The organism is Chryseobacterium sp. JV558 (genome assembly GCF_033712365.1).
Lineage (GTDB): Bacteria > Bacteroidota > Bacteroidia > Flavobacteriales > Weeksellaceae > Chryseobacterium.
The window spans coordinates 355468-381174 of sequence record NZ_WJHU01000001.1 but is presented as its reverse complement, the minus strand read 5'-3'; the positions used below and the strand labels follow the sequence as shown (position 1 = coordinate 381174).

General features: G+C 36.5%; 19 protein-coding genes. 7 read left to right on the top strand and 12 right to left on the bottom strand.

What is annotated here, in order from left to right:
- The first annotated feature begins 28 nt into the window (after positions 1-28).
- Positions 29-3934: a T9SS type B sorting domain-containing protein gene (locus GFU89_RS01785; protein ID WP_318845502.1), complete on the top strand. Its 3906-nt coding sequence runs from the start codon at positions 29-31 to the stop codon at positions 3932-3934.
- A 40-nt stretch (positions 3935-3974) separates the two neighbouring features.
- Here the strand turns inward: GFU89_RS01785 and GFU89_RS01780 are convergent, their stop codons facing one another.
- Positions 3975-4799 carry a S1 RNA-binding domain-containing protein gene (locus GFU89_RS01780; protein WP_318845501.1) on the bottom strand — a complete coding sequence of 275 codons (825 nt, stop codon included), beginning with the start codon at positions 4797-4799 and terminating at the stop codon, positions 3975-3977.
- Between the two features lie 137 nt (positions 4800-4936).
- Here GFU89_RS01780 and GFU89_RS01775 point away from each other — a divergent pair, with 137 nt between their 5' ends.
- Positions 4937-5383 carry a hypothetical protein gene (locus tag GFU89_RS01775; protein WP_318845500.1) on the top strand — a complete coding sequence of 149 codons (447 nt, stop codon included), beginning with the start codon at positions 4937-4939 and terminating at the stop codon, positions 5381-5383.
- A 17-nt stretch (positions 5384-5400) separates the two neighbouring features.
- Here GFU89_RS01775 and GFU89_RS01770 read toward each other — a convergent pair whose 3' ends face one another.
- The 9 genes from GFU89_RS01770 to recQ form a co-directional block, all read right to left on the bottom strand.
- Complete coding sequence (locus tag GFU89_RS01770) at positions 5401-6192, bottom strand: SDR family oxidoreductase (RefSeq protein WP_318845499.1); 792 nt, start codon at positions 6190-6192, stop codon at positions 5401-5403.
- Positions 6193-6236: 44 nt separating this feature from the next.
- Complete coding sequence (locus tag GFU89_RS01765; protein ID WP_318845498.1) at positions 6237-6818, bottom strand: TetR/AcrR family transcriptional regulator; 582 nt, start codon at positions 6816-6818, stop codon at positions 6237-6239.
- Between the two features lie 66 nt (positions 6819-6884).
- Entirely contained in the window at positions 6885-7739 is an 855-nt protein-coding gene (locus tag GFU89_RS01760) for a DUF4476 domain-containing protein (protein WP_318845497.1), read from the bottom strand.
- A 120-nt stretch (positions 7740-7859) separates the two neighbouring features.
- Positions 7860-9263: a dihydrolipoyl dehydrogenase gene (gene lpdA, locus GFU89_RS01755; protein ID WP_047374277.1), complete on the bottom strand. Its 1404-nt coding sequence runs from the start codon at positions 9261-9263 to the stop codon at positions 7860-7862.
- Between the two features lie 130 nt (positions 9264-9393).
- Positions 9394-9780, bottom strand: coding sequence for a cupin domain-containing protein (locus GFU89_RS01750; protein ID WP_318845496.1), 387 nt, complete (start codon positions 9778-9780; stop codon positions 9394-9396).
- A gap of 45 nt (positions 9781-9825) precedes the next feature.
- Positions 9826-10170, bottom strand: coding sequence for a hypothetical protein (locus GFU89_RS01745; protein ID WP_318845495.1), 345 nt, complete (start codon positions 10168-10170; stop codon positions 9826-9828).
- 66 nt (positions 10171-10236) lie between these two features.
- On the bottom strand, positions 10237-11316 hold the full coding sequence (locus tag GFU89_RS01740) for a glycosyltransferase (protein WP_318845494.1): 1080 nt from the start codon (positions 11314-11316) through the stop codon (positions 10237-10239).
- A 10-nt stretch (positions 11317-11326) separates the two neighbouring features.
- Positions 11327-11878, bottom strand: a complete 552-nt coding sequence (locus GFU89_RS01735; protein WP_318845493.1) for a hypothetical protein — start codon at positions 11876-11878, stop codon at positions 11327-11329.
- Between the two features lies 1 nt (position 11879).
- Positions 11880-14084 (bottom strand): DNA helicase RecQ, encoded by a 2205-nt coding sequence (recQ, locus tag GFU89_RS01730; protein ID WP_318845492.1) that lies wholly within the window; start codon positions 14082-14084, stop codon positions 11880-11882.
- 157 nt (positions 14085-14241) lie between these two features.
- Between recQ and GFU89_RS01725 the strand changes: the two genes are divergently transcribed.
- From GFU89_RS01725 to GFU89_RS01705, 5 genes are all read left to right on the top strand, one after another.
- Positions 14242-15201: a KpsF/GutQ family sugar-phosphate isomerase gene (locus GFU89_RS01725; protein ID WP_318845491.1), complete on the top strand. Its 960-nt coding sequence runs from the start codon at positions 14242-14244 to the stop codon at positions 15199-15201.
- Between the two features lie 134 nt (positions 15202-15335).
- Positions 15336-16163 carry a twin-arginine translocase subunit TatC gene (tatC, locus tag GFU89_RS01720; RefSeq protein WP_318845490.1) on the top strand — a complete coding sequence of 276 codons (828 nt, stop codon included), beginning with the start codon at positions 15336-15338 and terminating at the stop codon, positions 16161-16163.
- A gap of 229 nt (positions 16164-16392) precedes the next feature.
- On the top strand, positions 16393-19353 hold the full coding sequence (locus GFU89_RS01715) for a reprolysin-like metallopeptidase (protein WP_318845489.1): 2961 nt from the start codon (positions 16393-16395) through the stop codon (positions 19351-19353).
- 137 nt (positions 19354-19490) lie between these two features.
- Complete coding sequence (locus tag GFU89_RS01710; protein WP_318845488.1) at positions 19491-21122, top strand: M1 family metallopeptidase; 1632 nt, start codon at positions 19491-19493, stop codon at positions 21120-21122.
- 133 nt (positions 21123-21255) lie between these two features.
- Positions 21256-23112 (top strand): PDZ domain-containing protein, encoded by a 1857-nt coding sequence (locus GFU89_RS01705; RefSeq protein ID WP_318845487.1) that lies wholly within the window; start codon positions 21256-21258, stop codon positions 23110-23112.
- 47 nt (positions 23113-23159) lie between these two features.
- On the opposite strand, the gene GFU89_RS01700 is transcribed toward GFU89_RS01705, so the two are convergent.
- Positions 23160-24326: a HAMP domain-containing sensor histidine kinase gene (locus GFU89_RS01700; RefSeq protein WP_318845486.1), complete on the bottom strand. Its 1167-nt coding sequence runs from the start codon at positions 24324-24326 to the stop codon at positions 23160-23162.
- 7 nt (positions 24327-24333) lie between these two features.
- Positions 24334-25707, bottom strand: a complete 1374-nt coding sequence (gene dacB, locus GFU89_RS01695; RefSeq protein ID WP_318845485.1) for a D-alanyl-D-alanine carboxypeptidase/D-alanyl-D-alanine-endopeptidase — start codon at positions 25705-25707, stop codon at positions 24334-24336.

Sequence of the window (25707 nt, the reverse complement as noted above, 5' to 3'; positions counted from 1 at the left end):
TATCTTTGCCGCAAAAATTAATAACCTGATGAAGAAAATTCTTTCGCTGTTCGCAGTTTTGAGCACAGTACTTCTATTTTCACAGAAAAAAAATTCAGCAAACAACTCCTATTATTTTTATGAAAACAAAGGTCAGATTATTGATCAGGACGGGAAAGAAAATAAAGATGTCAAATATCTTTTCCATTCCAATGGTCTGAATGTACAATTGCGTTCTAATGGATTTTCTTATGATATTTACGAAATAAAGAAAACTGTAAATCCTGATTTTTCAAAAAAGGCAGAGCATACACTTCCAAGTCCAAAACAGTATGATAGCAACGAGTATATTTATGAAAAACTAATTCACAGAATAGATATTGAGCTTGTTAATTCTAATAAAGCAACTATTACAGCAGAGGGAAAATCTCCAGATTATAACAACTATTACAACCTGCCCAATAACCCCAAAGGCATTAGTAATGTTCACCAGTATCAAAAAATCCGTTACAAGAATATATATCCTCATATAGATTTAGTATTCTTTAAGCCTAATGATACTTTAAAACCCATCGAATATAATTTCATCATCAATCCTGGTGGAAAAATTTCAGATATTAAAATGAAATTTCATGGCGCTCCTACGTTGATAAAAGACGGAAAACTGACCATGAATGTACGTTTTGGGGAAATCTATGAAAACATTCCTAACAGCTGGATTACGGGTAACACAAAGAAAAGTATTGATGTGTCTTTTAAGGATTTTGGAGCTCAGACTTTTGGATTTAATGCCCCTTTAAACAGTTCTGATAAAACAATTATTATAGATCCTGTACCTACAAGAATATGGGGAAGTTATGCAGGAGGATATGGAGAAGATTATGGCAGAATCAAAACAGATCTTCAGAGTACGGGCTATTTATTTGGAACCACAAATAGTACTACCAACTTTGCTACTTCCGGAACCTATCAGCAAAACGTGGCCGGCGGGCTTGATGCATTTCTGATGAAGCTCACAAAAAATGGGCAAAAACTTTGGGGAACGTATTACGGCTTTGGAATGAAAGATGTATTTGCAGACGTTGATTTTGATGAAAGCTTTAATATTTATGCTGGTGGAACCGTTCAAAGATCGCAATATAATGAAAACATTGTTTTAGTAAAATTTAATAATAACGGGAGTTTTGTTTTTGAAAAAGAATTTGTTTCCAGCAGGCTAAACAAACTTTATACTGTTTCTTACAATCAAAATCATATCTATATTGGGGGTGATTCTTTTAGCACTGACTTTCCTACTGTCAATGCAATGCAACCGGCAAAGTCAACACCTATAGGATATACAGATGGTATTTTAGCCTCTTTAAATTCAACAACTGGTAATATTGACTGGGCAACGTATTTTGGACGAAGCGATGGCTCTACTTCTATTTTTCAGATTCTATCCTCGAACATTGATCTTGAAATAATTGGAGCTACACAATCTTCAACCATTCCTATGGTTAATGCTTTCCAGCCTTTAAAAGGAGGTGAGTCAGACGGTATATATCTCAGGATCTCAAAATCTGGAAATACTATTCTCAAATCAAGCTATTATGGGAACGCCGGCTCAGAACAAATATGGAAAGCGGGAATTGTAAATAACACTTTAATTCTTCCAGGGAGATATACCACGACAGCTTTTCCCTTGGGACAACCTGGAATATGGCGGGTAAACTTAGCCACTAATGCTATTACAAAAAATTATTTCGATTTTACAGGTTCTTTTCAATTATTAGCATATCCCGACACTTCCGGAAATGTTTTTTTTACAGGACTACATTCAAGTGGGCAACCTGACATCTCTACTCCCGGAGCTTATATGGGAATGCCTGCAATGTATATTTCTACATTTTTAATTAAATACAGTCAAAATGATGTAAAAGAATGGGGTACTTATTATACAGGAAACGGTGCTACACAGCAAGGCGAAGTTACAAAAGACAATGATGGAGCAATTTATCTGACGGGAATGTCAGGTGGAAATACTACTGGAATTGCAACACCCGGTACATTTCAGCAATCACAAGGAGGTGGAAACGATATTTTCATCGCTAAATTCCAGGATTGCACCTCTGCTGCAGTTGTTACGTCTAATTCTCCAGTATGTCCTAACGGTACAATCCAACTCAACGCTACAGGAGGAACAACCTACAACTGGACCGGGCCAAATGGCTTCACATCCAATCAGCAGAATCCAACAATACCTAGTGCAACAACTGCTCATGCAGGCACCTATACGTGCCAGGTTTCAGGATCTGGAGCTTGTGACGGCAGCTTTACTGTAAATGTTGTCGTGGGTGACAATATCGCTCCGGTTCCTAATGTAGTCAATTTAGCAGACATTACAGGAGACTGTCATACAACAATTACCATTCCTCCTACTGCTACAGATAACTGCGCCGGAACTGTTACCGCAACAACCACAGATCCGTTATCATATTCAATCCCTGGAAACTATATCATCCATTGGACATATAATGATGGGAATGGAAATACAGCCACTCAGAATCAGAATGTAATTGTAACATCTCCTCCTCTACCAACAAGTACAAACGCTCAACAAACTTTCTGCGCTACCAACAATCCAAAGGTTTCTGATATCCAGATCACAGGTCAGAATATCAAATGGTATGATGCGGCAGGAAATATTTTGCCAACTACGACTGGGCTTATCAATGGGCAGACTTATCATGCCTCTCAGACTATTAATGGTTGTGAAAGTAATAAAACAGCTATTCTCGTAACGGTAAACAACACTCCTAAACCGACCGCAAATAGTAATCAGGATTTCTGTGCTTCTGCAAATCCTACGTTAGAAAAGCTTGTTGTAACAGGAGCAGCTCTTAAATTCTATAATGCGGCAGGAAATGTGATATCAATAACAACTCCTTTGGTCAACGGACAAATCTATTATGTAACCCAGACTTTAAACAATTGTGAATCTGAGAAACTGGCAATAACTGTAACTTTATCCACAGATAATGTTCCCGCTAAAGATGTCACACAGGTATTATGTAATACTACTACTGGAAATTCAATGATTGTTAATCTTCATTCTTATGAAGCCAACATTATTAATAATCCTGGTAATTATATTTTCAACTACACTGATACTGCTGGAAATCCTGTTGCCAATCCTTCAGCTTATACACTGAATACCGGAACAACGCTTATTCATGTAAAAGTAGCTACTCCGGACGGATGTTTTAAAGTGGTAAGATTAAATCTTACCCTTAATCCTAAACCTATTGTTCAGCTTCCTGAGAAAATGGATTTTTGTGAAGGGAAATCTGTTATTCTGGATGCAGGGCCGGGATTTAAGTCTTATGAATGGAATACCGGAGCAACTACTCAAACCATTACAGTATCTACGCCAGGAACTTATACCGTGAAAGTAACCAATATTTTTGGTTGTGAAAGCACAAGCTCTACACAGGTGAGCTATTCTGTGTTGGCCCATATTGTTTCTGTAAATATTACAAACAATACAGCAACAGTTATTCTTTCTCAGAGCGGAAATTATGAATTTTCTTTAAACAATTTCACATGGCAGGATTCTAATATTTTCACCAATTTGAGTATGGGAGAATATACTGTATATGTAAGAACAAAATCCGGATGCATCATCGGTCAGAAGAACTTCTCCATATTCAATATTCCCAATGCAATCAGTCCTAATGGTGACGGAATCAATGATACATGGAGAATAGCAGGACTGGAAAATTATCCAGGAACAGAAGTCTATTTATATGATAGAAAAGGAGCAATACTCTATAAAGAGATTATTAAAAAGAGACCTTTCCAATGGGATGGAAAATATGAATCACATCCTATTTCTACAGGAAACTATTGGTATACCATAAAAGTTTCTGACGGAAGAATCTACAACGGATGGCTTCTGATCAAGAACCGATAATAACAAAAAAACGAGCAGAAATTTCTGCTCGTTTTTTATTTTATAATAATTTGATTTTATCTTCTAAGATATCGATGATTTTATCTTTATAAAGTCCTCCGATTGCTTTTTTAAAGTTCTTCTTACTCATTCCCAATTCATCTTTGATCTCTTCAGGAGAAGACTTATCTGATACATACAGAAGACCGTAGTTTTCTTCCAGCTTATTCAGAATCTTCTGTTTGAACTCGTCAATATTTTCAAACCCATCCGGCTGTAAAGTAATGTCTATTTTTCCATCTTCACGGATTGCTTTAATATATCCTGTTTCTTCTGATAACGGATATAGTTTTTTGAAAACATCAGAAACATAGATTAAACCAATGTATTGTTTGTTGATGATAACATTCCAGCCCAGTTCACTTTCGTTCATCATAAGCAGATCTACTTTGTCCCCTTTTTGGAATGGAAGATCATCATACTGCGGGTTTCTCTTGAACTTCGTAGTACCTGTAATCAGCTCCATATCTTCGTCTACATAAATATAGACCAGATATCTTTTTCCTTCAATAATTTTGGTTTTCTGCTGTTTGTAAGGGATAAATAAATCTTTAATAATTCCCCAATCCATAAAAGCTCCGCTTGGAAGACTCTGTACACAGCTCATTACTGCAAATTCACCCACTTCAGCCAATGGGATCTCAGTAGTTGCTTTTAATTTATCATCATCCTGATAGACAAAAACAGCAACTTCCTCTCCTATTTCTTTTTCGTCCTGCATAAAGATTTTAGGCAGAAAAGCTTTCTCACCGGATTCATCCACGAGGATCCATCCTGAATTAATTTTTTCTGAAATTGTTAAAGTTTGAGTTTTTCCGAGTTGCATTGATGATAAAATTAGCTGACAAAGGTACGGAAATTTGAAGATGCCAACCTAGTCAATACGAGTATAATTCCTTTAAAGAATTATTTTCATTCTTTATAAAGACCGTAAAACCATTACATTTGAACCAAAAAATAATCATGAAAAAATATTTCATCCTACCTCTGCTCCTTTCGGTTACCTTTTCAAATGCTCAGCTGCTTGAGAAAACTGCACTGAATATTTCTTACCGATACACTGGGAGAAACGTTCTGCAAGCAGGATTAGAATACAGATTTGGCGAAACATATGAAGGATCGGTCATTGTTGGCCCTTCCCTGCTTTATACCCGAATTAACCAAACAGATAAACTTATTCCTGAAGTTAATATCAACTTTTTACATTTTGGACAGATGCTTGGAGTATCAGTCAATCCTTATTCATTAGAACCAAGATGGGGTATTTCTTTATTCAATGCTATATTTCTCAATACGGGCTATGCCTTTCCCATTCATAGAGAAAAATATTTTAAAGGAGTAACTTTTGGAATCCAGTTTAATATTGCCCCGAAAAATTCTAAGTTTTATGATAACATAAAAATCATGTAATCCAATTATTAAAAAAACTAAATTATTTTCAGAACGCCACTATCAGCTCTCAAACTTGCTCCATTCACAGCTATAGAAAGCGGACTTGAAAGGTATACCACCAGACTGGCAATCTCATCTGGATTTATAAATCTTTGTAAAAGTATATGAGGATTGGAGCTATGGATAATATTCTCTTTCATTTCATTAACTGTCAGGTTTTGTCCTTCTGCAATCTGTTCTACTGCACTGGCAACTCCATCTGAATAAGTAGGACCGCCTAAAACTGTATTAACGGTAACAGCTGTTCCCTTTGTAAGCTTAGATAATCCATTGCTTAAGGCAGACATTGCGGCTTTAGTCATTCCATAATGAATCATATTTTCAGGAACATTTACTCCAGATTCACTGCTGATAAAGATAATTCTACCAAAGTTTTTCTTTATCATCCCGGGAAGGAGCTTTCTTGATAACCTCATTCCGCTCATCACATTGATTTCAAAATAACGGTACCACTCTTCATCTGCTATTTCATAAAAATCATTAATTCCAAAAATACCTAAGTTATTGATAAGAATGTCAATATCTGTAAGTTCTTCGGAAAGCTTGATAAGATCTTCTTTTTCACCAAAATCTGCAACAATTCCTGACACTTCACCATCTGGAACTTCCTGCTGGAGTTTGCCCACTGCCCACTCCATCTTTTCTTTGCTTCTTCCATTGATAATAACTGATGCCCCTTCCTGTAATAATTGTTTTGCAATCGAAAATCCTATGCCTTGTGTAGATCCACTAATAAATGCTTTCTTTCTTTTTAGTTGTAAATTCATTGTTTTATTTTTGTAATGATCGTTAAATAAATGTTTAAAAAAATTTATTGCAAAAGCTGCAATTGTAATTCCATCTGAGTTTTCAAAGTTTTTTTATCCGGATACATTCTGCGAAGGGAGTTAATTCCACACCAAAACGAGATCAGGTATTTACCCAAAACTTCTGCTGGAATTGTTGATTTCAGTGTTCCTTTATTTTGCTGTTCTTGAATAACTGAGGTATACAATTTTTCTGTTTCCTTTAATATCTCCACAGCCTCATCTTTTAAATTTTCATCAACAAATGTCATTTCCACAAGAGTATTGGCCACGATACAGCCTTTCATGTGGTCATTATATTTAGCATTGGCAATATTTAGGAAAAAGTTTTTGATGAGTCCAATCGGATCTTCGCTTTTATTTAATGTATTTTTAAAATTCTCAAAATCTTCTCTTCGCTGCTCCAGGCTTTTTTTAAAAAGTTCTTTCTTTCCTCCTTTAAAAGAGTTATACAAACTCCCTGCTCCTGCTCCTGTTGAAGTACTAAGGTCATTAAGTGAAGTTGCTGTAAAGCCTTTTTCCCAAAAAATTTTCTGAGCTTTTAAAATCAATTCTTTATCCTGATAGATATTAGGTCTTCCTTTCATTTTATTTTGTAATGATCGATACAAAAATAATAAAAAAAACGAACTTAAGCCTATTTCTATTAAATATTATAATTTCGAAATATACTCCATCAGTTCACGTCTGCTGCTCTCAAAATCAAAAGCATCATTTACCAGAAAATAATTATTTTTATCTGCACAGCTTCGGAACATAGATTTTGCCAATGCCAGTTTTTTATTATCAAAACTGATTGCTTTTACCAGATCTCTTATTTGTGCAGAAGTAAACATAGAAGTGCGCATCTGCTGATTAATCATCGCTATTTTACCATCATCAAACTTCTCATTCCTCATCAGCATATCAAAAAACTGACGAAACGAATTACTATCCATTACATTCCCTTGATTATAGCCATCTCCGGAGTGATTTCCGTAAGGATTGTTCCATACATCGTTCCAGTCATTGAAGCCATATTGACCCTTAACAGGGTAAGAATCCAGAAGATACAAGCCTTCATTACTGAAGAAATCCAATACCATTCTGTTGTTATTGCGAAGCATGAGAGTAGTTCTGTAGATCAGAAAACCATTTTCGTAGATTGAGATAGGCATTCTTCCTGACGATAAATCAAAAAACCTGTATTTTCCCGAACCATTGGCCATCATCTGGTCTCCAACCTCAACGGTAAAAAAGCCTTGTTCAGGAATTCTCAGAAAAACTTCCGCATAGCCGTAGTTTCTGTTCCATTGATAATTGGGATTTTTGATTCTGTTTCCCTGAGGAATCGGATTGTTTCCGGATCTTGGCTGTTCAAAGGTTTTATTTCTTTCACTGAAGCTTTTAGGAGCCTTCATTTCTGTGGTGGAAGCTTCATTTTTTAATAATTCACCTGCCTTTCCTGCTTCCTGGGCAAAAGAGCTGATCCCCGCTAAAAGCATCCAACTGATAAAAATCTTTTTCATGCATTAAATTTTCAAAAATCAATCTCCATTTTCATGCCAAAATCCACATAAAAAGGCTGTCTCAAAAAGAAACAGCCTTTAATTTTAAATATTTAAATGATTAAATTTTTTAATCAATTATTACATATGGATTGGTCTTTTCCCCGTAGCATCCAATGCAGCTTCTTTAATTGCTTCTGCATACGTTGGGTGCGCGTGAGAACTTCTTGCGATATCTTCAGCACTTGCACGGAATTCCATAGCAATTACTCCTTCAGCAATAAGGTCAGCAGCTCTGGCTCCAATGATGTGCATTCCTAAAACTTCATCCGTTTTTTCGTCTGCAATAATCTTAACAAGACCATCTACATCACCACTTGCACGGCTTCTTCCTAATGCTCTCATTGGGAAAGAACCTACTTTGTAAGCTACGCCTTCTTCTTTCAGCTGCTCTTCAGTTTTACCAACTCCTGCAACTTCCGGCCATGTGTAAACAACACCAGGAATAAGGTTATAGTTGATGTGAGGCTTTTGTCCTGCTAATGTTTCAGCAACAAAAACTCCTTCTTCTTCAGCTTTGTGAGCAAGCATCGCTCCTTTGATAACGTCACCAATTGCATAGATATTAGCTACGTTAGTCTGTAGGTGGTCGTTTACTTTTACTCTTCCTCTTTCGTCAAGTTCCACTCCTGCTTTTTCAAGACCAAGACCGTCTGTGTAAGGTTTTCTTCCTACAGAAACTAAACAGTAGTCACCTTCTACTACTACTTCTTCTCCTTTTTTATCTTTAGCGGTGATCTTCACAGTATCTCCGTTTCTTTCAACCGCAGAAACCGCAGTAGAAAGCATAAACTTCATTCCTTGTTTTTTAAGAACTTTAGTCAATTCTTTGCTTAAAGCTCCATCCATTCCAGGGATGATTTTATCCATAAATTCTACAACCGTTACCTGAGCTCCTAATCTTAGGTATACAGAACCCAGTTCAAGACCGATTACTCCTCCTCCGATTACTACCAGATGTTTAGGAATTTCTTTAAGATTTAAAGCTTCCGTAGAAGTAATCACTCTTTCTTTGTCTAAAGAAATGAAAGGCAATGCAGATGGCTTAGAACCTGTTGCAATGATGGTATATTTAGATTCGATCGTTTCAGAAGAACCGTCGTTTTTTGTCACTTTAATCTGAGTAGCAGATTCGAAGCTTCCTACGCCTTCAAAAACAGTAATTTTGTTTTTGTTCATCAGGTAGCTGATTCCATCTGTATTTTGCTTGATCACTTCGTTTTTACGTTCGATCATTCTTGCGATGTCTGCTTGCGGCTCATTGATGATAATTCCGTGACCTGCAAAATTGTGTTTTGCATTTTCGAAATGTTCAGAGCTGTCAAGAAGTGCTTTTGACGGAATACATCCAACGTTAAGACAAGTTCCGCCTAAAGTTGAATATTTTTCAATAATTGCTGTTTTGAAACCTAATTGTGCTGCACGGATAGCAGCAACATAACCACCGGGACCAGAACCTATTACGGTAACATCGAATTGACTCATGTTATTCTATGAATTTGTTTATTATTATCTATCTTAATTCTCACAAATTTACATATAAATTACCAAGCACCAAAGTGAGTTTTATCAATTTTAAAAATGATAATTATATGCTTTAGTTTTATGAAAAATGTTATTTTATGAATTTTATATTTTCCTCATTTCCCTCCTTCAGATAAATTGCTGTAAAGATCAGCGGTTTTTCTGTTGATGCATTATCAAAATGGAGAATCGTAGTATTTTTAGGCTCATAGAAAGCATCTCCTTCACGAAGAAGAACACTTTCCTTTCCTTCTATCTGAAACACAGCCTCACCGGACTTTATGATTCCTACTACAGGACATGGATGCACATGTTTGGGAGCTGCCAGCCCTGCGGCCATTGTTATTTCCTGAATCTCCGCCGATTTAACACTCTGACCAACAGCTGTTTTCAACAATTCTTTTCTGGAAATAGTTTTCTGCTGAGCCATCATTACAGCAGAATTCAGCATCAAAATAACAATTATAAATGGTTTCATTGATTTGGCTTTAATGTTAAGGCTTATTTTGTTAAGCATGAAATATTATACAGTCAACTTTCCTTGTCCATAAGTTCCCGTACTTTCAAAAAACGACCCTCCATATACATACCATTCAAGGCTTTCCAGATACTCTACTGCATTTTCCGGAGTTATCTGTGAACGATCTTTTTTTGAAACAATTCCTTTGTACCATCTTCCTGATTTTGAAAAACTTTCATATTCTACAAAATAATGAATCCATATTCTCTGACATAATTTGCATTGTTGAATAGAAACTTCTCCATGTCTTCCGTTAGTATGATCTATACCTAATTCAGAACTTCTGAATTCAGTATAATTAAAGTCAGGTTTTTCACAAGCGCATCCTATTTTCGGGATTTTGTTCATTACGATCTATTTTATCGCCCCAAATCTAAGAAATTAAAACACCATAAGACAAATAGTATAGTAGTCCTACTTCATTAAATCCAACAATACCTTTTCATATTTATCCAAAATAATATTCTTTGAAAACCGTGATTTGATAGAGTTTCTTATAGCATCTCTATTGTAATTGTTCTGGAGTACATTAACAATTTGCTGGGCAAAAGCATCATAGTTTTCAATATTAGCGACTTCTCCATTTACATTGTGCTGGATAATTTCATTGATTCCTCCGGGGCAGTTGTTGGCCAAGGAATACGTTCCACATGCTCCCGCTTCCAGAAGTACGTTCGGGAAACCTTCGTATCTTGATGAAAGTACAAATAAATCCGCGTATTTCAGATACTGGTAGGGGTTATCCTGTCTGCCATGAAAAATAACTTTTTTTAATCCTAAAAGCTCCTTGGTCTGATGCAAAACATCTTTATCTTTTCCATCACCCAGAATATGAAGCATAATGTTTTCGTTCTTCAGTCTGGAAAAAACTTTCAACAGGTTATCAAACCCCTTTCTGGAGGATAAATTACCAATAGCCACTACATTTTTATAATTGTACTTGAAGCATTCGGGTTTTAAAGATAATGCCATTTTATCCTCAATAAAATCAAAGTCTACAGGATTATTGATCTTAACAATTTTTTTCTTTTTAATATTGAAATTATCAACAAGATCTTTCATCATATCATCACTCTGCGCAATGATTTTCTGATAGTTATTGTAAAAATTATAGAAAAACTTAATCTCTTTACGGGTTACATGCTGGGTTACAACATTGGTTTCCCTGGCTATGAATTTCGTTCTTGGAAACAGTTTTATAAATAGCGCCAAATAAGCATTCACCTCACCAAAACCTGAGAATACAATATCGGGTTTTCTTCTGTAGATTTCTCCTAAAATGGGTTTTAAAGAATGTCTTATTCTTTCGGTATTGATATCGATGATCTCAACATCTTTTTTCAGAAAATTCAAATATCCGCCTTGTTTACGCAACAGCAAAATCTTGGGCTCAAACCGATCTCTGGAGAGATGATTCGCTATAGTAGTAACAATCCTTTCTGCTCCCCCGGTTTCTAAGTCCGGCAGAATAAATATGACAGATATCTTTTTCATCAATGTAAAGTTAGTAAAAAGTTTTATTAACCTTCAAACCTAACTCGCTAAATACAGGAATAATTTCATTAATATTTTCCACGCTTATAAACGCATATTTATCTTCAGCAAAATTGACTCCTCTTCTTCTAAAAAAAGAAAATTTTTCATCATCTTTACCAAACATACTTTCAGGTTCACCAAAAATGATATTACCAAAATGTTTCGAATTCATTTCAGCATTCACCTGATCTATTTCATTCAATTCTTTGTATTTTAAAATCTTCCCGTTTGCCTTTTCAACAACAGCTATTCTCTGATTTGTAATTACATAATAATTATTTTTCAGCCTCCTATATTTTAAAATCCATCTGAAAAAAGTAATGTATAAAGCATTACAAAAAATACCAATTCCTATTATTGAGAAAACCCAAAAACTGGAGTTTAAGCTCGTAATAAAAAATACTCCGATTGCTAAATAAAATACAGAAAAAGCTGTCCTCAACTTTTCTGTCATATTAAAAAAGAAACTCTTCTTAGGAAGAATTTCTTTTAAAATTATCTCGTTATTGTTTAAAATCATTTTAATTTGCTACGTCACTGATAAATTTAATTCTCAGCATTCTCACTTCTTCATCAGACAATTCATCCCCGAATTCATCCAGCAATACCTTCATGCTGTCACTTTCAGATTCGGTCATAAACTCCATAAATCCGTCTACGATATCTTCGTCAAAATTATCTTCAATATAATAGTCGATATTCAGTTTTGTTCCCTGATATACAATTCTTTCCATTTCTTTCAGAAGTTCATCCATAGAAAGGTTCTTAGCTCTTGCAATATCTTCAAGGTCAATCTTTTTATCAGTATTCTGGATAATAAAAACTTTGTGGCTTGATTTATTGGCCACCTGCTTCAGTACCATATCCTGAGTACGTTCTATATTATTATCTTCTACATATGTTTTGATATAGTCTGCGAATTCTTTACCATATTTTTTAGCTTTCCCTTCACCTACACCATAGATTTTGGTAATTTCATCTACTGTAATTGGATACTGAACGGTCATATCCTCCAAACTTGGATCCATAAATACGGTATATGGTGGAATTCCATGTTTTTTGGCAACTTTCTTTCTAAGTTCTTTCAACAAATTAAAAAGGTTCTGATCCATACCTCCACTAGCTTGCTGCTGCACCTGATCGCTTTCTGCTTTTGCTTGGGTAAGGTCAAATTCTCTGTCTTCAGCAATTAAAAATACATCTTTAGAAGTACCATTCACTACTGTTTTTCCTTTTTCTGTAATCTTTAAAACACCGTAAGTTTCAATATCTTTCTGTAAGAAGTTCTGAACCGTGGCCTGTCTCAGAATTGTTTTCCAGTAATTATCTTTTTCATCTTTTCCAAAGCCAAAATAAGAACTTTGCTCAAGTTTGTAAGATTTTGTGACTGCATTTTCTTTCCCTACGATAACTGAAATCAGATCTTTAGATTTGAATTTCTCCCCTGTATCACTGATTAGTTTCAGCGATTTTTCTAAGTCTGCAGTAGCATCTTTTACTTTTGGCGGATTGGATGAGTTGTCACACATATTGGCTCCGGCTCCTTTTATCGGATCGAAATTTTCTCCAAAATAATACAGGATATATTGTCTTCTGCTCATTGAAGTTTCAGCGTAGCCTACCACTTCATTTAAAAGCTGTAATCCGATTTCTCTTTCTGAAACGGGTTTTTGTGCCAGGAATTTTTCTAATTTCTCAATATCTTTAGGATCGTAGAATGCCAGACAGTGGCCTTCTCCCCCATCTCTTCCTGCTCTTCCGGTTTCCTGATAGTAGCTTTCCAATGATTTTGGAAAATCGTAGTGGATCACAAAACGTACATCCGGTTTATCAATTCCCATCCCAAAGGCAATGGTTGCAACAATTACATCCACTTCTTCCATCAGGAATTTATCCTGATTTGCGACTCTTACTTTCTGGTCAAGACCCGCATGGTAAGGAAGTGCATTGATTCCGTTTACCTGCAGAAGCTGGGCAAATTCTTCAACTTTTCTTCGGCTCAGGCAGTATACAATTCCTGATTTCCCTTTACGCTGATTGATAAACTTGACGACTTCCCTATCGATATTGATTTTAGGACATACTTCATAATATAGATTAGGACGGTTGAAACTTTCTTTGAACACCAATGCATTCGTCATCCCTAAAGTTTTCTGGATATCATCCTGAACCTTGGGAGTAGCAGTAGCCGTCAAAGCAATCACCGGTACATTGGCAATTCTGTCTATAATCTGTTTCAGATTCCTGTATTCCGGTCTGAAATCATGTCCCCACTCTGAAATACAGTGGGCTTCATCGATAGCAAAGAAAGAAATTTTCACATCTTTCAAAAAATCCAGGTAATCATCTTTTATTAATGATTCAGGAGCTACATACAGAAGTTTGGTTTTGCCGCTTTTGATATCGTCAAAAACCTGCTTGGTCTGCGTTTTGTTTAATGAGGAATTTAATACATGTGCTACCCCATCCTCAGATGAAAGGCCATTCACTGCATCTACCTGATTCTTCATTAACGCTATCAAAGGCGAAACGACAATTGCCGTACCTTCCGAAATAAGTGCCGGAAGCTGATAACATAATGATTTTCCACCACCTGTAGGCATTAAAACAAATATATCCTTCCCATTCAATAGGTTGTCTATAATTTCTTCCTGCTGGCCCTTAAATGTAGAAAACCCAAAATACTTTTTCAATTCGCCTGATAAATTGGCTTTTTTTGCGCTCATCTAATTTTCTATTGCTAAATTTGCATCACACCCAAAGTTATAAAAATTCTGCTTAAAATAAAAGCGAACGAATTTATAAAAATAAAATTTATATTAAATATTCTTTTTAAAATATAACGTTTTTAAAGAACTTTTTTGTATACCTTATCATCATAAAATGGATAGAACCAACATTATATCAATTGCAAAAACTACTTTAGAAATAGAGATTTCTGAACTCGAAAAATTAAAAAACAGGATTGATGACCAGTTTGCACATGCGGTAGAGATCATCAATTCAGCAAAAGGAAAGCTTATTGTAGTCGGAATTGGGAAATCAGCCCATGTAGGAAATAAAATTGTAGCTACCTTAAATTCAACGGGAACCCCATCGCAATTCCTGCATGCTTCAGAAGCTATTCATGGAGATCTGGGAGTAATTCAGAAGCAGGATGTTGTTTTATGCATCTCAAATTCCGGTAATTCTCCTGAAATTGCTAACCTTGTTCCTTATTTAAAAGACTATTCTTCCGCTTTGATCGGGATGACGGGAAATAAAAAGAGTAAACTGGCTGAGTTTTCTGAGGTTATTTTAGATACTCACGTTGACGTTGAAGCCTGTCCTAATAAACTGGCACCTACCAGCTCTACCACAATCCAGATGGCTTTGGGAGATGCTTTGGCCGTTGCTTTAATGGAACTCAATGATTTCAAGGCTAATGATTTCGCCAAATTCCACCCGGGAGGAAGCTTAGGAAAAAACCTTACTTCTAAAGTAGAGCAGTTTCTTTCGTCTCAAAAACCTCAGGTTACAGAAGATGCTTCTATAAGAGATGTCATTATCTCAATCAGTGCTTCAAGCCACGGAATTACTGTTGTGACGAACTCAAATCAGATCATTGGTGTCATCACAGACGGAGATTTGAGAAGAATGCTGATGAAAGGAGAAGATATCAGTAAAGTATTGGCTAAAGATATTATGTCTGCCCATCCAAGAACCATTGAGAAAGATGCGTTGGCCAAAGAAGCCATGAAAACGCTGAAAGAAAACAACATAGGACAGCTTATTGTAACGGAAAACGGAAAGTATTTCGGAATTATAGATCTGCATAAACTGTTGGATGAGGGGATTAATTAAATGGTAAAAACCCAGAGGTTAGAGATTAATAAATAAAAGATATTTTGCAGATTAAAAGTAAAATTTAACTAATAAGCTGCAGACTCTTACTTCTGTCATTTTTTTTATAAATTTGCGACTTAAAATTTTATTCTGTGAGTGATGGTAAAGACATGTCCTTTCTTGGACATATAGGAGAATTAAGAGGGCATCTGATCCGTTCGATTATTGCTATCATAATTGCCGCCTTTGTAGTTGGTTTCAATATCAACTGGATTATGGACCATGTTTTTTTTGGTCCCACCAGAAATGATTTCCCGACTTTCAGAGTGGTTAATCATTTTTCAAGAATGATTCTGGGAGAAGACAGTATTCACCTTCCAAAAGACTTCCCTGTTCGTGTACAGAGATTGTATCAGCAGTTCAATGTGATGATGGCTGTTTCTGTTTTTGGAGGAATGGTAGCTGCGTTTCCTTATATTGTATGGGAATTGTGGCGTTTTATTGGTCCGGCTTTACATCCTAGAGAAAGAAAAAATTCCATTTATATTATCAATGCAGTATGGATTCTTTTCATGACCGGAGTGATGTGCGGTTATTTTTTAATCCTTCCGTTTGCGGTTAATTTTGGGGTTATCTTTAAGATTTCAGACATTATTGTTCCGCTTTACGACCTTAGTGATTATACCACCTTATTTTTACAGGTAGTTTTAGGGATGGGCGTTATTTTCCTTTTCCCGATTCTGATCTACTTCCTTACCAGCATCGGAATTCTTACTCCAATATTCATGAAAACGTACCGTAGACACGCTATTGTTTTGATTATGGTAGTTGCTGCCATCATTACTCCGGCAGACGTTTTAAGTATGTTGATGGCTGCATTCCCATTGCTTATTCTATATGAATTCAGTATTATGATGTGTACATTTACTTATAAGAAAGTACAGAAAAGCAACGAAACCCTTCCGGCAGTACAGAAATAATCAGTATTTTTTACTAAATAAAAGCCTAAGCGCTACCATTCAAATGAATGGTAGCGCTTATTTTATATAAAAATATCAACTTTAATTATATTTATTCTTAATTTAATTTAAAACAATAATAAAATTTAACTAATAATATAAAGTTGGGAACAATTAACACCGTATTATCAATATTTTTTTCTAAAAAATACACTATCTTTAAAAAATTCAACAACAATCAATAAAAAATATGAAAAAGAAAATTATTTTCGTGTGTGCACTAGCTTTAAGCCTGAGTGGTTTGCAGGCACAACGCTGGGAACCGGTCTCGGAAAAAATAACACCGGTAAGGAAGGAAGTAAAGGTAGAATATGCCTACAAATTTGATCTTTCTGCTTTAAGAGATCAATTAAAGAATGCTCCTGAAGCAGGAAAAGGAGGAAACCCTGTCATCGTTTCTATCCCTACAGCAGACGGAAGAATTGAAAGATTTTCAGTGTACAGCTCGCCTGTAATAGAAAAATCTATGGCAGACAGATATGAATTGGGAGCATATGCCGGTATTGGACTGGACAACCCTCATAAACAAGTCAGATTCAGTACTGCACCAAATGACTTCCAATCTATGACATTTGATTCCAATACAGGAAAATATGAATTCATAGAGCCCATCAACAAAGAAAAAGATGTATATGGAGTCTTTTTCAAATCCAACAAATCTCATGAAGATCCTTTCGAATGTAGAACTTCTGAGCCTGAGAAGGCAAAGAAAGAAATGAATAAGCTTCTCAAAACAAAAAATGTTTTAAACGGGCTCGGTAATGTTAATAAAAGTAATGAACAAAAATACAGAACCTATAGAATTGCCATCTCCGTAAATGGCGAATATACTCAGCTTGCCGGAGGTGTTCCTCAAGCCGCAGCCCGTATTAATGCCACAATGAATCGTGTAAATGGAGTTTTTGAAAAAGATTTTGGCATCCATATGATTGTACAGGATCTTCCACAACTTATATTCGCAGATCCAACAACTGACCCTTATGCCAATGTAATCGTAAATCCAAATGGCAGCTACAGTGCTCCCGGTGCATGGAATCTACAGCTTCAGCAAACTCTTACAAATACTGCCGGTGTAGGTAATAATGCCTATGATATAGGACATTTCTTTGGCCACAGAGGTGGTGGTGGAAGCGCCGGAGATGTAGGAAATGTCTGCAGAAATCCTGCAAACAACAATGATGCAACTTCCAAAGGTGCGGGAATCACGTCACCTTCTACTCCGGATCAGCCTTTCGGAGACAATTATGATATAGATTTTGTAGCTCATGAAATCGGTCACCAGTTCGGTGGAGCACACACAATGTCTATTGCTTTGCATGGTGCTCACATGGAACCTGGATCAGGATCTACTATTATGGGATACGCTGGTATTACCAACTATAATGTTCAGATGCATTCTGATGCTTATTTTCATACCAAAAATATTGAAGAAGTAGGAGCCTATGTCAATGCTCAGGATTGCGGTACTATTACAGCAGTAGCGAATACACCTCCTTCTATACAGCCAATGGTTAATAAAATGATTCCTAAAGGAACCGCTTTTGTGCTGACTGCTTCTGCTACAGATACACAAAATGATCCAATGACTTACACATGGGAACAATATGATCTGGCTACTTCTACTTTTGGACCAGTAAGTGCAACCAGAAATAATGGGGCGAACTTCAGATCTTTAATGCCTACAAACTCTCCTACGCGTTATTTCCCTAAATTGTCAAATGTTCTTAATGGTGCCCTTACCAGCGCTGCAGATTGGGAAACAGTATCCAATATCCCAAGAACCATGAATTTCAAGGTAACAGTAAGAGATAACAACCCGAATGTTGCACAACAGCAGACACAAAGCAGTCTGATGAAGGTGGATATAGGAAACGAAGGTCCATTTAAAGTAACTTCAACTACAGTTTATAATAATACACCAGGAGCTGTTACCTGGGATGTGGTAAACACTAATAATGCACCGTATAGTGTACAGAATGTTAAATTAGACTATACTACAGACAATGGAACTACATGGACAGTTATTACTCCTTCCACACCTAATGATGGAGCTGAGCCGTTTTCGTTCTCTTCTTTGGCAACGGGTGCAAGTGTAAAGATAAGAGTAAGCGCCATTGATAATGTATTCTATGCCGTTGGAAATGCCACAGTTTCAGCATCAGCAAGTGCCTGTACAGCATCTGCCCCGGCTGGAATTACGGTAACAGGAATTACAAGAACTTCAGCATCTGTGAACTGGACAGCCCTGGTAGGGTCTACCTATTCTGTAATGTACAGAAAAGTAGGAACAGCAACATGGACTACCGTTCCTGTTTCAACAAATTCTTATAACATTTCAGGACTTACAGAATCTACTCAATATGAAGTACAGATAGCCAATGTTTGCGGATCTTCTGTTGGTTCTTATTCTGCATCAACAAATTTCACAACATCTCCTTTTGCTAAATGTTCAATAACCGGAACCAATGCAGCAGATGAGTATATTTCCAATGTTACAGTAACCGGTGCTGGAATGAGCCCTGTTTCAAATAGCAGTGCTAATACACCGTATACAGACTACACTACAGATCCTTCGAAACTGATCACCCTTATGTCCGGATCTTCAGGTAACAATGTAAGTATTACCAAAGCATGGACAGGTTCACAGTATAATGACGGAGTAACTGCGTGGATAGACTTCAACAGAGACGGAGTATTCTCTTCATCTGAAGTAATCTACACCAGCGCACCTAGTATAGCAACTCCTGTTTCAGGATCATTCTCAGTACCTGCAGATGCTTATACCGGAGGAAACGTGATTATGAGAGTAGTATTGGGATATGAAAGCCAGCCAAACAGTGGATGCAGCAACCAGCAATATGGTGAAGTAGAGGATTATCCGGTACTTATCCAACAGCAACTTTCTACCAGTGAGACAGTAAAAGATAAGAGCTCTATTCAGATCTACCCTAACCCGGTAAGTGATGTATTAAATGTAACTCAGATTTCATCTAAAGCTCAGTTTATCATTACCAATATGGCGGGTCAAAAAGTAATGAACGGTCAGATTAATGATAATAAAATTCCTGTTTCAAGATTAAGCACCGGAGCTTATATTATTTCAATTGAAGATAAAGGAACCACTACAAACCTTAAATTCATCAAAAAATAAAACCTAATAAGTTTTTTACAGCCCGGCATTGACCGGGCTTTTTTTATGCTTTCTCAAAATCTGTATTTTATTACATTTCCGGTATGTGCTATTGATTTAATTTTATACTTTTGAAAAGATTATTAATAAAAGTTTAAATGAAAAAGTTGTCATATACCCTGTTATTTGCATCAGGACTTGTTTTCGGACAGTTCTTTGAAAAGGGTAAGGTTTTCACCAAACAGGATACTTTAAAGGGTTCCAATACTGAATTCAGGAATTTTTGGGACGTCAAAAAATATGATCTTTCTGTAGAACCGGATTTTGAACAGAAAAGCATTAAAGGAAATAATATCATCAGCTTTGAGATCATCAAAGATGTTACAAATCCTGTTTTCCAGATCGACCTTCAGCAGCCGATGAAAGCTGATAAAGTGGAAGGAAGCTTTCCTATTGCCAATTATAAGCAGGACGGAGACTTTATTTTCATTACTACGAATAAAAAATTCAAAAAAGGAGAAAAATATACGATCAATGTTACGTATTCCGGAAAACCTACCATTGCTAAAAACGCTCCATGGGACGGAGGCTGGGTTTTTACTAAAGATGAAAAAGGAAATCCATGGATGACTGCTGCTGACGAGGGAATAGGAGCTTCCATATGGCTTCCTACCAAAGATATCTGGAGCGATGAACCTGATAACGGAGTCATTATGAAAATTGTAACTCCTAATGATCTGGTAGGTGTAGGGAACGGCAGACTGACTGATAAAAAAACAACCGGCAGTAAAACTACTTATACCTGGGAGGTTAAAAATCCTATCAACGCCTACTCCATTATCCCCAGTATAGGAAAATATGTGAATTTTAAAGATATATTTGAGGGTGAAAAAGGAAAACTGGACCTTGATTATTGGGTTATTGACTATAATCTGGACAAGGCAAAAAAACAATTTCAACAGGTAAAACCTATGCTCTCAGCATTTGAATACTGGTTTGGTCCGTATCCGTTTTATGAAGATTCATACAAACTTGTAGAGTCTCCTCACCTTGGTATGGAACACCAGAGTAATGTAGCCTATGGAAACAAATATCAGAACGGCTATCTGGGAAGAGATCTTTCAGGGACAGGAGTTGGATTAAAATGGGATTTCATTATTATTCATGAAAGCGGCCATGAATGGTTCGCCAATAATATTACAGCAAAAGACCAGGCTGATATGTGGATTCATGAAAGTTTCACCAACTACTCCGAGACTCTTTTTACGGAAAAATATATGGACAAAAAATCTGCTGAAATCTATGTTCAGGGGATCAGGAAAGGGATAGATAATGACATTCCTATTATCGGCCAATACGGAGTAAGAAATGAAGGCAGCGGAGATATGTATCCGAAGGGAGCCAACATGATTCACACCATAAGACAGGTCATCAATAATGATGAAAAATTCAGACAGATTTTAAGAGGTTTGAATAAAGATTTTTATCATCAGACGGTTACCACCCAGCAGATTGAAAATTATATTTCATCAAAATCCGGCATTGATTTCTCGAGTGTTTTTGATCAGTACCTGAGAACAATAAAAATACCAACTCTTGAGTATACTCAGAATGGTGATACTTTAAAGTTCCGTTATACAGATGTGGTAAAAAACCTGAAATTACCTATCATCATCAATGGCGATCAGACTATCAATCCTACAGAAGAATGGCAGACCGTAAAGCTTAAAAATGATAGCCCGGTTGAACTAAACCCTAACTATTATATCAATTATTACAATACTAAATAAAAGAAAAGGCAAATTTGCAGACCAGCAGATTTGTCTTTTCACTTTTTTAATGTAAAACTTTAAGAAAAGTTTAATACTTCTTCCGTAACAAAATGACAAAAAGAGCAACTATTTAACTATTAATGTAAACCTAATGAGAAAAACAGTACTTAGTCTCGGTATTTTTGCTTCTTTTTTAGCAAATGCTCAGTCTATTAAAACAACCATTGATCTTGTCAATGTAAAAGATGATAAAGTAGCCGTGACCATGGAATTTCCGAAAATGAAATCCGGGGATGTTAAATTTCATTTCCCAAAAACGGTTCCGGGTACTTATTCTGTAGACGACTATGGAAGATTCATCGAAGGGATCAAATTTTATGATAATAAAGGAAAAGAACTTACTTTCACTAAAGTAAATGACAACACCTATTCATTGAAAAATGCGCAGGGTCTTTCCAAAATCTCTTATCTTGTCAATGACAGTTTTGATGATGAATTAGATACTTCAAAGCATAAAGCCGTATTTTCTCCGTCAGGAACAGATATTGAAGCCGGAAAAGTATATATGGTCAATACCCACGGATTTATCGGATATATTGATAATATGCAGGACGTTCCTTATCAGCTGATTGTTCAGAAGCCAACAGATTTCTACGGAACAACAGCATTGGTAGACCAGGACAAATCTGATGCTACAGATACCTATACCCTTGCAAACTATGCTAAGGTGACAGATTCTCCGCTTATGTATACAAAACCGGATTACATCACCTTCAATGCAGGAGGAATGGATCTGGTACTGGGAGTATATTCTCCAACAGGAAAATACAAAGCTGCTGATTTCAAAGAAAATCTTGAAAAAATGGTGGTTGCTCAGAAGAAATTTCTGGGTGATATGAATACGAATAAAAAGTATGCGATCATGCTTTACCTTTCCGGAGGTGACGGACCTAAAGTGAAGGGCTTCGGAGCACTGGAACACCATGAATCTACAAGTGTAGTACTTCCGGAAGCAATGCCGAAAGATGCTATTGACAATACCATTACAGATGTGGTTTCTCACGAGTTTTTCCATACGGTAAATCCTCTGAAGACCCATTCTGAAGAGATTCACTATTTCGATTATGCAGACCCGAAAATGTCTCAGCATTTATGGATGTATGAAGGGGGAACGGAATATTTTGCCAACCTGTTCCAGATTCAGGAAGGTTTGATTAATAAAGATCAGTTTCTTCAAAGAATTGGTGAGAAGATTGCCAACTCCAAGAGTTACGATGATACGATGCCGTTTACAGTAATGAGCAAAAATGTATTGGTGGAGCCTTACAAAGATCAGTACAGAAATGTGTATGAGAAAGGAGCTCTTCTTGCAATGTGTCTTGATATTGAGCTTAGAAAACTTTCCAACGGAGAGATGGGATACCGTGATATGATCAGAAAACTGTCTCAAAGATTTGGAGAAAACAAACCGTTTAAAGATGATAAACTGATTGACGAGCTGGTAACGGTAACCGGATATCCTCAGGTAAAAGATTTCTACAATAAATATATTGCAGGAAACCAGCCTACCCCTTATGCAGAATATCTGAAAATGGTAGGTATAGACATCCAAAAGCAGGAAAGCCATCCTCTTTTCTGGTTTATCAAAGACCCGAACCAAACTGGTTTTGATGAAAAAAACAACGCTTTTGCTTTTAATGAAAACTCCGCCCTTTCTCCTTTTGCAAAAAGTATTGGATTTAAAATAACCGACCAGGTACTTGCTCTGGACGGAAAAACGGTAGACATCAAAAAAGTACAGGACTTTATTGCCTACACAAGAACCATCAAAGACGGACAGGACGTTACGGTAACTATTTTAAGAGATAATGCCGGTAAGAAAGAGAAAATGAACCTGAAAGGAAAGGCTATTCTGGATAAAATGACCATGGAAACTCCTGCATTCAAGGTGAATCCTACTCCGGAAGAACTGAAACTACAGACACAGTGGCTCACTGGTAAAAAATAATAAAAAGCGGGGAAATTTCCCCGCTTTTTATTTTTCAGCTATAAGCTTTACTCTTTCTTAATCGTTATTCTAAAGGTACTTCCCTTTCCTACTTCAGTCTGGGAAATTTTAATATCTCCGTTGTGGTATTCATGAATTACTCTTCTGGCCAATGATAATCCGAGTCCCCACCCTCTTTTCTTAGTAGAATATCCGGGATTGAAAGCACTTCTGGCCTGCTGTTTTGTCATTCCGCTTCCGTTATCTTTTACTTCAATCAGAATATTTTTATTTCTTTCAAAGATTGACATCGTAATAGCACCTTCACCTTTCATAGCATCCACAGCATTTTTCACCAGATTTTCAATCACCCAGCTCATCAGAATTTTATTGTGGGGAACCAATACGGTATAGGTAGGAAGATTCAACGTAAAGTTAATTTTTCTGGAGATTCTGGTTTTCAGATAATCATAATTTTCCTGAATTGTTTCATTGAAATTTCTGTCATTCAATTCGGGGATTGATCCTATTTTTGAGAATCTTTCAGAGATCGTTCTCAGTCTCTCAATATCTTTTTCTATCTCGTGTACTCCTTCCGATTCAGGATTATCCAGTTTCATAATTTCCATCCAGCCAATCATAGAAGATAGAGGGGTTCCAATCTGATGGGCCGTTTCTTTCGCCAAACCTGCCCAGAGATAACCTTCATCCGTCTTTTTGATGGTTCTGAAAAACCAGAATGAAAAACCGAAATACAACAAAATAAACAGTCCTAAAATATAAGGCGAATACCGAAGGTTATTCAGCATACGCGAGTTGTCGTAGTATACAAACTGATTGTTTCCATCCGGTACTTTGATCTCAATAGGATCATAATTCTTCTCCATATTCCGGATCAGGTCCTGAAGTTTTTCAGGATTCTTTATGGTATTTTCAGGGATATTTCTGTAGTATCCGAGATCAAGAATAGGGTTTTTATACTTATCTGTTACAATGAACGGAATGGTATTGTTGATATTAAGGATATCCGGAAGCAAATCCAGAACATCCGTATCCGGAGTCTTTACTTCCTGCTGTATTCTTATCGCTTTGGAAAGAAGACTGATCCTTTTGATCTCCTCTTTTCTGAGAAAATTAATGAGTGATGTTGAAGCCACTACAATAGCAATCACCAAAGTAGTCATGACAACAAAAATGATCCAGTTATTCAGTCTGGTAAGAATGGATTTTCTCAAAGTTATTTTATTTTAAAACATTCAGAATTTTCTGCAGCTCTGCATTTCCACTTCCCTGATAGTTGTTGATAATAATTGAAAATACATATTTTTTTCCATCTTTTGCGGTGTGGTATCCTGCAAAAGATTTGGTATCTCTCATGGTTCCGCTTTTCATCTTCATTCCATTCTCCTGAACAGGAAATCCATCGTAGTACGCTTCAAACCAGGATTGCTTTTTAGCATATAAAAGTGCCTGTACTTCTGCTTTTGCTGCTGCATAATTCTGTGGTGAAAGTCCGCTGCCATCAGCAAAATTGATCATATTAGGATTGATTCCTTTTGATTTCCAGAATTCTTTCAGATAAGAAACCCCACTTTTGAAACTTGAATTTCCTTTTTTCTCTTTTCCTAAGGTCTTAATCAATGTTTCTCCATACAGGTTGATACTTTTCCTTAGAAACCAATAAACAATTTTATCCAGAGTTGGAGATTGGTAAGTCAAAAGAATGTTATTTTTAGGAGCTTCCAATGCCTGTTTTCCTTCTATTTCAAGCTGTGAATTCGTTACCGTTTTTCCTGAAATTTCAATTCCTGATTCTTTCAGCCATTGTTTCACTTCTGCTGCCAGCTGTAAAGGCGGATTAGGGGTAGAACCGGAAACCGTTACTGTTTTTCCTGCCGGAAGCATTCCGTTAATCAGGGCTACGTCAGAATGAGGTGCGGTAAAAATAAGACTCTGGTCAGAACTTCCTCCGGCTTTCAGATCATTCAGCCATTTTACGCCTTCCAGGGGATAAGAAAAGTTTTTAAAATCGGTTCCGTTAATATTGATATCAAACTGGTTTTCTTTCCAATTGATTCCCCATACACCGGCTCCGTAATAATTTCCAAGATCATCCCAAGGCCATCCTCCGGGAATCGTCTGATGGTCAAAATAAGAATCATCAATCACCAGATCTCCGGATATTTTTGTAATTCCTGAGTTTTTAATGGCCTCAATTAGCTTCTTTTTAAAATTTTCGGGTTTATAGGCATCATATCTCCAGCTTCCTAATGTAGGATCACCATTGGAACTGATGAAAAGGTTTCCGTTCAGCGTTCCTCCGGATATGTTTCCGGAATAGCTTGAAGTGGTTGTAAAAGTATAATTTTTACCTAAAGTTTCCAGTGCAGCACCAGCGGTAAAAATTTTCTGTGTAGAAGCAGTAGAAAGTCCCTTACTTCCCTGATATTCGTATATAAAGTTGCCATTTTCATCTGAAACATAAAATGATAAACTGGAAGAAACCGTTCCTGAAGAATCCATGAGGTCTTTGGTTACTTTATCCAGTTTCTGAGCAATATTCTGCGCAGCAACCATCTGTACAGAGAGTATGAGAACAGCAAGTGTTTTTTTCAT